Annotated in this window: 13 protein-coding genes and 1 pseudogene; 3 read left to right on the plus strand and 11 right to left on the minus strand. The window is 68.8% G+C overall.

Annotated elements, in window-relative coordinates; translation table 11 throughout:
• From ACIBGM_RS43440 to ACIBGM_RS43460, 5 genes and pseudogenes are all read right to left on the minus strand, one after another.
• A partial coding sequence (locus ACIBGM_RS43440; RefSeq protein ID WP_396388890.1) for a DUF2255 family protein occupies nucleotides 1–382 on the minus strand: 382 nt, incomplete at its 3' end.
• Nucleotides 383–408: 26 nt separating this feature from the next.
• The gene (locus tag ACIBGM_RS43445) at nucleotides 409–774 is read right to left on the minus strand and encodes a zinc-binding dehydrogenase (RefSeq protein WP_396388925.1); all 366 of its coding nucleotides are present in this window, start codon (nucleotides 772–774) and stop codon (nucleotides 409–411) included.
• A complete protein-coding gene (locus tag ACIBGM_RS43450) occupies nucleotides 753–1,133 on the minus strand; it encodes a hypothetical protein (protein WP_360532130.1) in 381 nt (126 codons plus the stop codon). Before ACIBGM_RS43450 ends, ACIBGM_RS43445 begins: the two co-directional genes overlap by 22 nt.
• A gap of 13 nt (nucleotides 1,134–1,146) precedes the next feature.
• Nucleotides 1,147–1,266 (minus strand): annotated as a pseudogene (locus ACIBGM_RS43455) (carboxymuconolactone decarboxylase family protein); the annotation flags it as partial.
• 18 nt (nucleotides 1,267–1,284) lie between these two features.
• The gene (locus ACIBGM_RS43460; protein WP_360532106.1) at nucleotides 1,285–1,689 is read right to left on the minus strand and encodes a cupin domain-containing protein; all 405 of its coding nucleotides are present in this window, start codon (nucleotides 1,687–1,689) and stop codon (nucleotides 1,285–1,287) included.
• Nucleotides 1,690–1,873: 184 nt separating this feature from the next.
• Between ACIBGM_RS43460 and ACIBGM_RS43465 the strand changes: the two genes are divergently transcribed.
• A complete protein-coding gene (locus ACIBGM_RS43465; RefSeq protein ID WP_396388891.1) occupies nucleotides 1,874–2,362 on the plus strand; it encodes a hypothetical protein in 489 nt (162 codons plus the stop codon).
• Here the strand turns inward: ACIBGM_RS43465 and ACIBGM_RS43470 are convergent.
• Together ACIBGM_RS43470 and ACIBGM_RS43475 are read right to left on the minus strand one after the other, a co-directional pair.
• On the minus strand, nucleotides 2,347–2,928 hold the full coding sequence (locus tag ACIBGM_RS43470; protein WP_396388892.1) for a hypothetical protein: 582 nt from the start codon (nucleotides 2,926–2,928) through the stop codon (nucleotides 2,347–2,349). The genes ACIBGM_RS43465 and ACIBGM_RS43470 overlap by 16 nt on opposite strands.
• A gap of 11 nt (nucleotides 2,929–2,939) precedes the next feature.
• The gene (locus ACIBGM_RS43475) at nucleotides 2,940–3,914 is read right to left on the minus strand and encodes an iron-containing redox enzyme family protein (RefSeq protein WP_360532100.1); all 975 of its coding nucleotides are present in this window, start codon (nucleotides 3,912–3,914) and stop codon (nucleotides 2,940–2,942) included.
• A gap of 57 nt (nucleotides 3,915–3,971) precedes the next feature.
• On the opposite strand from ACIBGM_RS43475, the gene ACIBGM_RS43480 reads away from it, so the two are divergent.
• Nucleotides 3,972–4,181, plus strand: a complete 210-nt coding sequence (locus tag ACIBGM_RS43480) for a CDGSH iron-sulfur domain-containing protein (protein ID WP_360532097.1) — start codon at nucleotides 3,972–3,974, stop codon at nucleotides 4,179–4,181.
• Nucleotides 4,182–4,240: 59 nt separating this feature from the next.
• On the opposite strand, the gene ACIBGM_RS43485 is transcribed toward ACIBGM_RS43480, so the two are convergent.
• From ACIBGM_RS43485 to ACIBGM_RS43500, 4 genes are all read right to left on the minus strand, one after another.
• Entirely contained in the window at nucleotides 4,241–4,450 is a 210-nt protein-coding gene (locus ACIBGM_RS43485; protein WP_360532094.1) for a hypothetical protein, read from the minus strand.
• A gap of 262 nt (nucleotides 4,451–4,712) precedes the next feature.
• Nucleotides 4,713–6,515 carry an ABC transporter permease subunit gene (locus tag ACIBGM_RS43490; RefSeq protein WP_396388893.1) on the minus strand — a complete coding sequence of 601 codons (1,803 nt, stop codon included), beginning with the start codon at nucleotides 6,513–6,515 and terminating at the stop codon, nucleotides 4,713–4,715.
• Nucleotides 6,516–6,519: 4 nt separating this feature from the next.
• Complete coding sequence (locus ACIBGM_RS43495) at nucleotides 6,520–7,803, minus strand: ABC transporter substrate-binding protein (protein ID WP_396388894.1); 1,284 nt, start codon at nucleotides 7,801–7,803, stop codon at nucleotides 6,520–6,522.
• A gap of 20 nt (nucleotides 7,804–7,823) precedes the next feature.
• Nucleotides 7,824–11,228, minus strand: coding sequence for a DNRLRE domain-containing protein (locus ACIBGM_RS43500; RefSeq protein WP_396388895.1), 3,405 nt, complete (start codon nucleotides 11,226–11,228; stop codon nucleotides 7,824–7,826).
• A gap of 181 nt (nucleotides 11,229–11,409) precedes the next feature.
• On the opposite strand from ACIBGM_RS43500, the gene ACIBGM_RS43505 reads away from it, so the two are divergent.
• The gene (locus ACIBGM_RS43505; protein WP_360532079.1) at nucleotides 11,410–12,441 is read left to right on the plus strand and encodes a LacI family DNA-binding transcriptional regulator; all 1,032 of its coding nucleotides are present in this window, start codon (nucleotides 11,410–11,412) and stop codon (nucleotides 12,439–12,441) included.
• The last annotated feature ends 37 nt before the right edge of the window (nucleotides 12,442–12,478 follow it).

Here is a 12,478-nt window from a genome sequence, read left to right on the forward strand (position 1 = left end):
CGAGAAGGAGCCGGATGGTGGTGTGGGTGGCTTGGTCGCCGGTGACGGTGGCGACCAGCCGAGCGCCGTACCGGTCGTACTTGGTGTGGTAGGCGGTGTCGATGTCGGTATGGAGCGGGTCGTCGGCGGTCAGGCGGGTGAAGTCGACGTCGCGTTCCACGCCGCCGGCCCGGATGCGTCCACGGCCGGCGGCGACCGCCCGCCGGAACCAGGGGTTGTCGGTGCCGTAGGCCGAACGCACGTAGATGCTGGTGCCGACGGCGACGGTCCACATGGTGATGTAGCGCCGCAGGGTGCCGTCCTTGCGGTACGAGGCCAGCTTCAGCTCGGTGGCGCCGCCGATCCGGGTCAGCTCGTCGGGCGTCCAGCCGTTCTGGGTCACGTCATCTCCTCCTTCGCGGGCCTGCTTCACGGCCGGACCAGGACCTGGAGGGCCTCGCGGTCGTCCATCGCTCGGTAGCCGGCCGCGATCTCGTCGAGCGCGACTTCGCGGTCGAAGACCTTGCCGTGGTCGACGGTTCCATCGAGCACGGCGGGCAGCAAGGTCTCGATGTAGGCGCGGGCCGGGGCGGGACCGCCGGTGAGCGTGATGTTGGGTCCGAACAGGCTGCCGAATCCGACCGGGGCGGCCTCGTACTGCGGTACGCCGACCCGGCTGATGACACCACCTGGCCGGACGACACCGACGGCCTGCTCGTAGGCGGGCATGTGACCGACAGCCTCGATGACCACGTGGGTGCCATCGCCTCCGGTCAGCTCGCGGACCTTGGCGATGCCCTCCTCGCCCCGCTCGGCGACGACATCGGTGGCGTGACCGTGGTCCGCGGGTTGACGTTCGCCTTGATTGCGGCGTGGTAGCCGGTCCCGTACACGTCGGACAGCGTCAGCAAGGACGGGATCAGCGCGGACGTCTCCTCGACCGGTACTGCGACAAGCGTGCCGTCGGCGAGCGGGACCCGGACCGCCTCGGCCTGTCCGCCGCCGACCCCGGCACTGTTCCAGAATCCGCCGCACCGGCAGGAGGTGTGCAGTCGCACCACGCGCACGATCGCGTCCGTCGGCTCCTTGACGATCGGATCCGGCACGTCCACCACCAGAACGTCGCCGGCGCCGTACATGTAAGTCGCTCGCATCGAAACTCCTTGCTCAGTGCTGGGTGAACACGTCTCTGGCGACCGTGATCGCGGACATCGCCCGCGGCCAGCCGGCGTAGAACGCCAGGTAGATGATCGCTTCCTTGAGCTCGCTCTCGGTCAGGCCGTTCTTCTCAGCTCGGGCGCCCGGTCACGGTTGCTCCTGGTTGTACTCGGGATCGGTCACGTGATCGCCCCAGGTGGTCTCCGGGCCGTCGCCGGCGCCTTCCCAGATGGCCAGATGGGTCATGAAGTGGGCGTCGGCGGCGCCGTGCCAGTGCCACTCGCCGGGTGGGGTATGCACGGTGTCGCCGGGTCGCATCACGATCACCTCGCCACCGCGCGCCTGGACCAGGCCGACCCCCTCGGTCACGTGCAGTGTTTGTCCGACCGCATGCTTGTGCCACGCAGTACGCGACCCCGGTGCGAAGTGCACGGAGTTGACCCGCACCCGCGACGGCTCCTCACCGCGGTAGATCTGGTCGAACCAGACCTCACCGGTGAACCACTCCGCCGGCCCTCTACCGGTCGGTGCCTTCGACAACTTCTTCGCCACGAATCGTTCCTTCCTTCGAAGTCAGCACGGTGATCAAGCACAGCACCAGCAGCCCGCCGGGGTGGGACGGGGTCGGGGAGTCACGGTCCCAGTGAAGGGGTATCGGCGCTGTTGTGGGAGGACCTGCTGATCCAGGTACTGGCAGTCCCTCCTTCGCCGGCTCGGCGCCCCCTACCGTGGAGGCATGGACAACCGAGCAGAGGTCCGCGAGTTCCTCTCGTCGCGCCGGGCCCGGCTCACCCCCGAGCAGGCAGGCCTACCGGCGGACGGCGGGAATCGCCGTGTCAAGGGCCTCCGCCGCGAGGAAGTGGCGATGCTGGCCGGCCAGCGTCCTGGAAGTCCTCGAGGCCATCACCGAAGCCCCCGCCTGGGTCCGCAACGCCCGCCACGACCACCTCGCCGCGAACCGGCTGGACGTCGCGTTGTACGCGCCGATGCTCGCCGACCCCCGACGGCCCGCTGGGCCGCCCACAACGTCCGCTTCCACCGCACCGGCCGGAAGAAACTCCACCACCCCGCCGTCGGCGACCTGGACCTCAACTTCGAAGCCATGGAGCTGCCCTCCCACCCCGGCCTCACCCTGCTCGTCTACACCGCTCCCAAGAACACTCCTACCGCCGACAACCTCAAGCTGCTGAGCGCCTGGGCGGCCACCACTCAGGTCGGGTCCTGATCGAGTGGTTTGTCCGGGGTGGCCAGGAATCGTGTGGGGTCGCCGCCGGCGCTGGCGGTTGAGGCCAGCCACGCCTGCAGGCCCGCGGGGTCGCGGCGCTCGAGCTCGTCGAGGCATCGCTCGCGCGCCTTCACGATGCGCAGGCGGGCTGACAAGGTTGCCGCTTGGCTGAGTGCTTGGTAGCTCTCATGCCACTCCCGGCACAGCTGCCGCGTGCTGACGGGAACCCGCGAGGGTGCCGAGTGACGACCGAGCCGGCGCAGACACCACTCGATCGCCCACGGTGAGCTCGCACCCAGCAGCACGAGGAGATAGGCCGCACCCTCATGAAGTACGGCGGCCAGTCCGAGAACGCCGAAGATCGCGAGACAGATGGTGACTGGTCGCAGTACGGAATGCGGCGTGACAGGCGCGCGCCTGCCCGCGACCACACCGGCCGCGGCAGTCGTGAGCGTGAGGACGACCGCCACGAACACCACCGGGACCCACAGCTCTCCAGGCAGCAGGACGGCACCGGCCGCTACTCCGGCTGCGAGGATGACGCAGCAGAGCCCTCGCCAGATCATCCGATAGACCGTCATCCGGCGGTCGCCTCGGCGACTCGCCCGTACTCCTGCCAGCCCGTCAGCAGATGCTCGGCGAACAGGTTGTCCACCACCACCGAGCACCGGGCGCCGAACAGTACGTCGGCAATCGCGTCGGGATGCTGTTGCACGTAGCTCGCGCAGAGGTCGTGGGCGGCGATCTGCTCGTGGACGGCGTCGGCTTCGACGTGTTCCGTGAAGTAGCGAGCCTGCTCATCCGACGCGCCGAGTCTCGCGGCGCCGGCGGCGTACTGGCGGTTGGGAAGCGTCGAGGTCATCTCGAGTGCGGCCAAGTGCCCGAGGAGCGCGGGCGTCCAGCGGCGATGGACCGCGAACAGCGACATCACGTTCGACACCGCCAGCGTGACCGCCGGGACCTCCGGGACGTAGTGGCCGTAGCTGTCGTCGAGTCCGAGCCAGCGCATCGTCGTACGGAACAGCTCGGAATGCATGCGCTCCGGGCGACCACCGCCGTACTCGTCGGACTGGATCTCGACCAGCGCCGCCTTGGCAGCACCGTCCAGGCGCGGGATGCCGAACGTGTGCGGGTCGGCCTCCTTGAGTTGGTAGACGGACCGGTTGAGCACGAACTGCCGGAACTGCTCCACCGTCGCATGCCGACGCAGGTACGGCGCCAGTCGCGGACCATCATCGGCGTCGAGCACAGCGCGCAACTGCTGTGCTACCGGTCGATCGGTCGGCAGGATCCGGCAGTTGCCCTCCAGCCAGCCGATCCAGGGCCGCTCCAACTCGGTGCGGAACGCGATGACGACCGGATCCCACTGGTGATCGGGGTGTACGCCGTCGAAGCCGCGGTACTGCAGTTCGTACGCGACCCAGAGGGCGAGCTGGAGATCGTCGTCGTACGGCCGGCCGGACGTCCCGACCTCAGGCGCTGCGTTGTCTTGTCCGGTGAGCCGGTCGTTCAGCCAGGCGCTGAGCGGCCCACGTGGCGGTGGTAGCTGCATGCGCGAACCGGTACCCGGCGGATAACGGCCGCGAATCAGGGTGGGTACCGCCTGTTCATGACCTCGAAGGACGAGCGCCCGGCCGAGATCCGCGCGTACCCCGACGGCCCGCTCCTGGTCCGCGGCGACTTCCAGCTCCTGGACGAGAACGGCGATCCGATCCCGGCCCAGCGCCGTACCATCGCCCTCTGCCGCTGCGGCCGCACCGGCATCCCACCCCTCTGCGACGGCACGCACACCCTCCCCCGTCCAACCGCCTCCCGGTGAAGACCATCATCAACACCGCGTAACCGCCCGACGGTTGATCGGCGCCCGCAACAATCCAGCTACGAAGTCGTCGCCTCCGCGCCGCCGCGAAGCTGATCCCGCCGCCGCTCGAGGACCTCGAGCACCGCGCCCCGCTCCCCATGGTTGCGCTCGTACCCGATCAACTGCTCCACCTGCTGAAGATCAAGCGTCCCGATCCGCCCCGCCAACGCCCCAGCCGGCACTCCCTCGAACTCCGGCAACGGCAAAGACCCACGCCCGCTGGTCACAAAGCCCTCCTCTCCTCCGCGAAGGCCCCCAGTACCCACTGACCAAACGGCCGACCACTGCTTAACTGGGGAGTGGGGCCGCCTCGGCGTTGTCTGTGGTGGGTGGGGTCATGCGTGCCTCCTCCGGATCACCGACGACCAGATCCACGACCGCTTCAGGGAGAACTTCTTCAAGGTCCGCGACGCCGCCGCCCTCACCTGGCAGACCAGCAAGTACGAAACCCCCAGCGACCACAACTTCAACTGCAAGTAGTCCTGGTCCTCAGCCTTTCAGGCCGGTGGTGGCGACTCCTTCGACGATGCGTTTCTGGAAGACGAGGAAGATGACCACGACGGGGACGAGGGCGATGACGGACATCGCGAACATCGGTCCCCACAGTGATGCGCCGCCCATGTTGTCCATGAAGCCGCTGAGCGCGACCGGGACGGTCTGCTTGGCCGGGTCGGTGAGGTAGATGAGCTGCCCGAAGAAGTCGTCGTACGTCCAGACGAAGGTCAGGATCGCGGTCGTCACCATCGCCGGGGTGAGCAGCGGCAGGATGATGTGCCAGTAGATCCGGGCCGGGCCGCACCCGTCGATGACGGCAGCCTCGTCCAGCTCCTTCGGGAGGCCGCGGATGAACTGGACCATCAAGAAGATGAAGAACGCGTCGACGGCGAGGAACTTCGGCACGGTCAACGGCAAGAACGAGTTGACCCAGCCGGCCTGGAAGAACAGGTAGTACTGCGGGATCAGCAGCACCTGGTGCGGCAGCATGATGCTGCCGAGCATGACCGCCAGAGCCGCGCCGCGGAACCTGAAGCGCAGCCGGGCGAATGCGTACGCCGCCATCGAGCAGGACAGCACGTTGCCGACGACGCAGACGCAGGCGACCAGGAACGAGTTGACGATCGCGGCGCCGAACGAGTTGCCGGCGCCTTCCCAGCCGGTCGCATAGTTGGACAGGTCCCACGACCGCGGGACCAGCGAGGTGGTGGTGAAGATGTCGCCGGCCGGCTTGAGCGAGCTGCTCAGCATCCAGGCGACCGGGTAGAGCATCAGGACCACCCCGCACAGCAGTACGGCGTGGCGCGCCCAGGCGAAGCGGCGGCGGTCAGTGTTCGTCGTCATAGAAGACCCAGTAGCGTGAGAAGAGGAAGTTGACGGCGGTGATCGCGGCGATCCCGACCAGCAGGACCCAGGCGATGGCGGAGGCGTAGCCCATCTTGACTCGACGAACGCGGCCTTGTAGAGGTACAGGCTGTAGACGAGCGTCGACTCGGCCGGACCGCCTTGGCCGTCGCCGACGACGTACGCCTGGGAGAAGGTCTGGAAGGCCCCGATCACCTGCATGACGAGGTTGAAGAACAGGATCGGCGTCAGCAGCGGCAGAGTGACCCGGAAGAACCGGCTGACCGTCCCGGCCCCGTCCACGCCGGCCGCCTCGAGCAGGGTCCGCGGGATCTGCTGCAACCCGGCGAGGAAGATCAGCATCGGCGTGCCGAACTGCCAGACGGCGAGCGCGACCAGGGTGTAGATCGAGTAGTCGGGGTTCGAGACCCAGCTCGGCGCGTCGATGCCGAACGCGCCGAGGAACTGGTTCACGACCCCGTCGCCGGTGAACAGCTGTCGCCACATGATCGCGACCGCGACACTTGCCCCCAGCAACGACGGCAGGTAGAACACGGCCCGGTAGAACGACAGGCCCCGCAGCTTGGTGTTCAGCACCATCGCGACGGCGAGCGCGATCGCCAGCTTCAGCGGCACCGACAGGCCGACGTAGACCAGCGTCACCTTGATCGACTGCAGGTACGTCGCATCGTCGGTCAGCAGCTCGCTGTAGTTCTGGCCGCCGATCCAGTGCGGGCTGCCGAGCAGTCCGAAGTCGGTGAAGGAGAAGTACAGCGAGGCCGCCATCGGGCCGAGCGTCAGCAGGACGAGGCCGAGCAGCCAGGGCGTCAGGAACAGCGCACCCCAGCGGCCCTCCCGACTCCGTCCGGCGGTACGTCGTTCGCCCGGTGGCGGACTGCTGTCCCCGCTTTCCGGGGCCGACGTGTCCGGTTCGCGAGCTGTCACTGTCGGCATCTGCTCAGCCCTTCAGCGCCTTGGTCGCGTCGGCGATCAGGCTCTTGGCCGCCTCGGCGACCGACATCTTGCCGAAGGCAACCTTGTCGGCGAACGTCTGGAACGCGCCCGACACGTCGCCGCCGCCGGCCGGGAAGACGACGTTCTCCAGCGGCGTCTGATGCTTGTCCACCAGCGCGAGGTGGGTGAACTCGCGGGCCTGGTCCGGAGTCGCCGACGACTCGACCGCGGCACGGTTCTCCGGGTTGTTCGGGACGCCGAGCTGAGTCCTGATCAGCAGGGCCGCGTCCGGATCGTTGACGAGCCCGTCGAGGATCTGCGCCGCCTTCTCCGGGTTCTTGCTCCGGCCGTAGACGGCCCAGACGCGGGACGGCCGGATGTAGGCTCCGGGCCGGTCGCCCTGCGGGTAGGTGGTGGAGCCGAGCGGGCGCCCGGCGAGGGTCTGGTTGGACAGGATGCGGTTGGAGAAGTCGAAGTTCATCGCGGCCTTGCGCTTGACCAGGTTGTTGTTGTTGAAGTCGGCGGCCGCCGTGACCTCCGCGGGCACGGCGGCGCCGGTGTCGCGCAGCCGCTGCCACAGCGTCCAGAAGGCGACGAGATGGTCCTCGGTGAAACCGAGCGCGCCGTCCGGGGTGAAGAGCTCGGCGCCGTGGCCGCGCGCGTAGACCTGGAAGGTCTGCAGATCCCGGCTCGCGTCGCTCGTGCCGTACGGCTTGCGCGCGTTGGCAGCCGACACTTCGGTCGCGATCCTGGTGAAGTCGTCCCAGGTCCAGGCCGGGTCGAGCGTGGTGATCCCGGCCTTCGCGAACGCGGCCTTGTCGTACAGCAGGCAGAACGAGTTCACGCCGGTGCCGATGCTGTACTGCTTGCCGTCGACCTGTGCGCCCTTGAGCAGCTGCTGGTCCCACTCCCCGGTCCGGATGGTGCCCGGCAGGTACTTGCCGAGGTCCAGGGCGGCGTTGCTCTTCACGTAGTTGCCCAGGTCGATCGTGTTCGCGAGGAAGATGTCGGGCCCGTCACCACTCGCGATCTGGGTCCGCACCTTGGTGAAGAACGCGGCGTCGCCGCCGAACTCGGACTGGACGGTGACACCGGTCAGCTTGGACTGGATCCTCTCCAGCGCGAGGCCGACCTGCTTGGTGCGCTCGGCGTTCCCGTCGTACGCGACCCGGATCGTCACCGTGCCGCCGCTACCCGATCCGGAGCCGCCACAGGCGGTCAGGAGGCCGGATCCCAGCGCGAGGCCGCCGAGCTGCAGGACTCGCCGCCGGGAGATGTGTGCTGCCATGTCGAAGTTCCTTCCACTTTTCAGGAGAACGTGAGGTGCAGGTAGGGCCGGTTGCCGGCCGCCTCTTTGCTGGTGACGCCGGTGTGCGGGCCGTAGCTGGGAACGGTCGAGGCGACGGCGAGGCTGATGGGCCGGCCGCTGTCGATCCGCGAGCGGACGTATTCGGTGATGTCGGCCGTGCGCCAGGCGGCTGTGCCGTCGAGGGCGAGGGCGCCGAGCTGGGCGCCGAGCGGCGGGCGGTTGTTCCAGGTCAGCGTGGACTCGGTCCAGTCGCCGTCCACCGCGTACACCCCGTTGACCGTCGAGGTGGCCGTTCCGTCGTCGATCCCGCCGTACAGCTGCAATGTGGCGGACGCGATCGTGCCGCGGACCGCGGACGGGTCGAACGTCAGGTAGGCGACTCGGTCGAAACCGCTGTTCAGGCCCGGGTTGTTGCGTACTTCGAGGGCGGCCGCGTTGCCGTACGTCGTACCCGCGAAGGAACCGTTGCGCACGAAGCTGTCGGCGGTCACGTCGACCCGCGACGGGTCGATCACCTTGATCGGCGTGCGCGCGACCTTCAGCACCGGCGGCGCCGTGACCATGGCGGCGATCGACGTGGTGCCACCCGCTGTGCCGGTGACCCGACCGTTCCCGTCCACGTCCGCCACCGTGGGGTTGCTGCTGGCCCACGTGATCGCCGCGGTGGTGAGGTCTGCGGGCCGGCCGTCGGTGCGGCTCCCGGTCAGGGAAAGTTGCGCGCTGCTGCCGAGAGTGAGCTCAGGCGGCGCAGCGAGGGCGACAGTTCCCAGTACGACGGGCCGCGGTGGAGCATCGGCGTTCGCGTCGGCAGTGCTCCCGTACAGGCGGACCTCGAGGACGCTGTTGTAGTTGCTGGCGGAGTTGCCATGACCGACGAGCCGCACATACCTGGCAGTCGCTGTCGGGAGGCCGTAGACCTCGAGGTCGTCCGTAGTCCCGGACGACACGACGCCGGCCCGGGCGGTCCGCCAGGTCACGCCGTCGCTTGAGGTCAGCAGGTCGAACTTCGCGGTCCGCCGCGCTCCGTTGTAGAAGGCCACCGCGACCGCGCCGACGGAGCGTGCGCGACCCAAGTCGTAGGTGATGTGCTCCCCGTCCCCCGCAGCGGACCATCGGGTCGCCAGACTCCCGTCGACCGTGTTCGGCGCGGCGTTGCCGTCGTCGCTGCTGGCCCTGGCCGACGCGACCGGATACGACCGGCCGGCCTTCCCTGGCTGCCGAAAGTGGATCTGGTACGACGGTCCGCGCCGCCCGGACCGATACGTGCTGACAGTGGCGACCCCCGACACGCCCGCGGCCTGGGAGACGACTGCAACCACGTCCGACTCGGTCGAGGCGAGGACCTTCGGTGCACTGCTCGCGGTCCAGGGCAGGGTCACGTCGTACCGGTAGCGACCGGGTTCGAACTCGGTCAGCTGCTTGCCGCCGACAACGAGCGCCTTGAGGGGTGCCGAAGCCGCCGAACCCGTGTCCCACGACGCCAACGGTGAGATCGTCGGCGCGGCCGGTGGTTGCTGTTCGGTGGCCAGCGGGACCGCGCGGAGTGCGACGGTCGCATTGCTGACATCAGGAATGTTGACAATCAGCTTGCGGACACCGGACTGCGGGTTCTGTCCGGACGGCGCGGGGCTGCCGGCCAACGGGGTCGCGTCGCCGACCAGGATTCGCGCGCTCGAGGGCGCCAGCAACTGGACCCACAACCGCTGACCGCCCCGGTACAGGGTGGCGGACCGCCCGTCGGCCGCGACCACGACGTCGGCGCGAGTGTGCAGGAAGGACCAGTAGTCCGTCGGCTGGCCGGCCTGGACCTCGTCCTGGATCAGTACCTGCCTGCGGTCGTCGAAGAGCTTCACCCCGCGTTGGGCCCGCTGCACGGTCCCGCCGTACATCCCGGTGAGGTCGGTGATCTCGTGCCACTGCTGTGCGGTCGATCCGGTCTCGACGACGGGCGCGCCGTTGGTCAGCGCCGTCTGCGGGTTCGGGCCGCTGCCGAGCTGCATGGTGTTCTGGCCCTCGGCCCGCGCGACGTAGTAGTCCCACCGTCCGCCGGCGTTCTTCCTCCAGTCGAAGTACCCGGGCAGGCTGTAGCTGTCACCGCCGAGATCGTCGAACCAGCGGACGCCGTTCGCGTCCATCACGAGGTCGCCGGCATCCAGGTTCTCGTGCGCGACCACCTGGTCGTAGCCGGCGCGGAGTCCCTTCGTCGCCACCGAGACGGCGTACGGGTCGCCCCACGCACTGCGGGCCGTGGCCACCTCGGCGCCATGGAACGTCCAATCGGTCCAGCCGGGATGCGTGACGCCGGTCGTGCGGCTCGGGTCGTACCAGAGAATGTCCAGTGGGCTGGCCGATCGATCCGCCCGCGCGGCCTCCCAGGCGGCCAGGTACGAGCGGTTGTACCGGCTCGCCAGCCACATCATCGAGGGCAGGTGCCAGCCGGACGTGACGGCGCCGAACAGGTCCGTGCCGCCGTCACCGAAGTTGAACACCTCGCCACCCGCACCCGTGACCTGGATCGGGAAGTCACCGGTGATGGACAACCCCGGCAGCGCGGACAGGCCGAAGTCGGTCCCGACCGCGGTCTTGAACGCAGCCAGGTACTGGACCAGGTACTCCGTTCCGTACGCCCAGTAGACCGGACTTTCGGCGTACCCACCGCCGGGGTTGTACTCGCTGATGCCGTTCTGGATCGAGGTGATGCTCTTGCGCAGCACCTGATCGGCCAGCTCCGGACTCTCGTCACCGATCGCCAGCGCACCCAGGGCGACCGCGTTGCAGACGAGGTTCCAGTTGTGCGTCTGCGTGTAGAAGCTGGCCGGCTGCACGTAGACCGTCAGCGCCGGCTGGAGCGCCTTGGTCTCGATCGCCGTGCGGATCGTCGCCCGCTGGGCGGCGGACAGGTAGTCGTACAGCCAGTCGTAGCCGACGGCAACCGCATTGGTCATCTCGCCGACGTCGAGGAAGTGCGACGGATTCCAGTCCGGGAACGCCGAGGCCGCGAGCAGTTCCTCGGCCGCGCGGGCGGCGTACCGGCTGTCACCAGTCAGCCGGTACACCAAGGCCAGCGAGTAGACCCGGCGCTTCACCTCGCGGCTCGTGTCGACGCTGTTGGGTGGCGACTTCGGCGTCGTACCAAGGGCCGCGTCTGCGTCCTTGCGCACCTTGGCGAACCAGCGCTGCAGCCTGGTGTCGGTCTGCAGGCGCCCGCTCGCCGTCGTGAAGTCGGCCTGGCGGGCGAGCAGGCGGGGATGCTGCGGGGTCAGGAGCGCCACCACGCTGTCGGGTGGCTCGATGGCGGCAGGCGCGGCCGTGGCCTGGGGCCCGAGGTTTGCGGCGAGGGCGAGGGCCGTGGCGAGACCGACGGCAGTCAACCGCCGGCCGAGGTGAGTGAGGTGGGACCGCATGGCACGACCTTTCGTCGAGGGATCGGGACGGCTCTTCATCCGCGATCTGCCGAGAAAGTTAAAACGGTTTCACACCCGGGTCAAGAGCCAGTGACGGTCAACTGCAAGCGTTTTCCATCGCATGAGGCGTCCAGAGTGCTAGGGTTTGGTACACCGATTTAACCGACTCGAGGAGCGGCGCATGAGCGATGGGCGGCCGAGCATCCGGGACGTCGCGGCCCGGGCCGGCGTCTCCGTCACGACCGTCTCCCGGATCCTGAACGGCAGCTATCCCCCGGCGCCCAAGACCCGGGACAAGGTGATGCGGGCCGTCCAGGAGCTCGACTACGTCGCCAACCCGCACGCCCGCGCCCTGACCCGCCAGGGCACCGGCACCATCGCACTCGTGGTCATGATGCTCGACGACGGGTTCCTGATGAATCTGGTCGAGAGCATCGCCACGGGGGTCGCCGAGGCCGGCAAGCTGTGCCTGATCGGCACCAGCGGAGGCGATCTCGACCGCGAGCTCGCCGTACTGCGGCAGATGCACGCCCAGCACGTCGAGGCGATCATCCTCGTCGGCGCCGTGGTCGAGAGCGACGAGTACCGCGAGCGGATGAGCGCCTTCGCCGCCCAGCTCAGACAGTCCGGCACTCGTCTGGTGCTGTGCGCACGGCCGCCGATCGACCCCAGCTTCCAGGACGCCTCGGTCGAGTACGACAACGAGGGCGGGGCGTACGCCGCCACCAGCCACCTGCTGTCCCGCGGCCACCGCAGGATCCTGCTCCTCGGCGGCCCCGACGGCCAGAGCATCACCACCCGGCGATCCATCGGCTACCGCAACGCCCTGCGCGACCTGGGCGGCGACCTCGACCCCAGTCTGGAGATCCACCCCGCGTGGAACCGCGAGAGCGGCTACGCCCGGATGCGTGAGCTCCTCGACGCGGGCCCGCCCGCGTTCACCGGCGTACTCGCACACACCGACCACGTCGCCGCCGGCGCCATGCAGGCACTGCGAGACGCCGGCCTCCGGGTCCCGGACGACATCTCGGTCGTGGGTTTCAACAACGACTCCTTCGCCGCCGACCTCCAGCTGACCACCGTCCACATCCCCGCCCGCGAGCTCGGCCGCACCGCCGCCGCCCTGGCCATAGCCCCCTCCCCCACCGAACCCCACACCACCCTCGGCACCCACGTGGTCATCCGCGACACGGTCCGCGCTGTTCGCCGATGATCGGCAGGTGACAGCAGTCGACGAAACTCCGGTTGAA

Source organism: Kribbella sp. NPDC050470 (genome assembly GCF_044458365.1).
Taxonomy (GTDB): domain Bacteria; phylum Actinomycetota; class Actinomycetes; order Propionibacteriales; family Kribbellaceae; genus Kribbella.

Coding starts and splice junctions, on each gene's coding strand:
- ACIBGM_RS43450 (WP_360532130.1), bottom strand. CDS start 1,133: ATGCGAGCGACTTACATGTACGGCGCCGGCGACGTTCTGGTGGTGGAC.
- ACIBGM_RS43470 (WP_396388892.1), bottom strand. CDS start 2,928: ATGATCTGGCGAGGGCTCTGCTGCGTCATCCTCGCAGCCGGAGTAGCG.
- ACIBGM_RS43465 (WP_396388891.1), top strand. CDS start 1,874: ATGGACAACCGAGCAGAGGTCCGCGAGTTCCTCTCGTCGCGCCGGGCC.
- ACIBGM_RS43495 (WP_396388894.1), bottom strand. CDS start 7,803: ATGGCAGCACACATCTCCCGGCGGCGAGTCCTGCAGCTCGGCGGCCTC.
- ACIBGM_RS43490 (WP_396388893.1), bottom strand. CDS start 6,515: ATGCCGACAGTGACAGCTCGCGAACCGGACACGTCGGCCCCGGAAAGC.
- ACIBGM_RS43480 (WP_360532097.1), top strand. CDS start 3,972: ATGACCTCGAAGGACGAGCGCCCGGCCGAGATCCGCGCGTACCCCGAC.
- ACIBGM_RS43500 (WP_396388895.1), bottom strand. CDS start 11,228: ATGCGGTCCCACCTCACTCACCTCGGCCGGCGGTTGACTGCCGTCGGT.
- ACIBGM_RS43505 (WP_360532079.1), top strand. CDS start 11,410: ATGAGCGATGGGCGGCCGAGCATCCGGGACGTCGCGGCCCGGGCCGGC.
- ACIBGM_RS43475 (WP_360532100.1), bottom strand. CDS start 3,914: ATGCAGCTACCACCGCCACGTGGGCCGCTCAGCGCCTGGCTGAACGAC.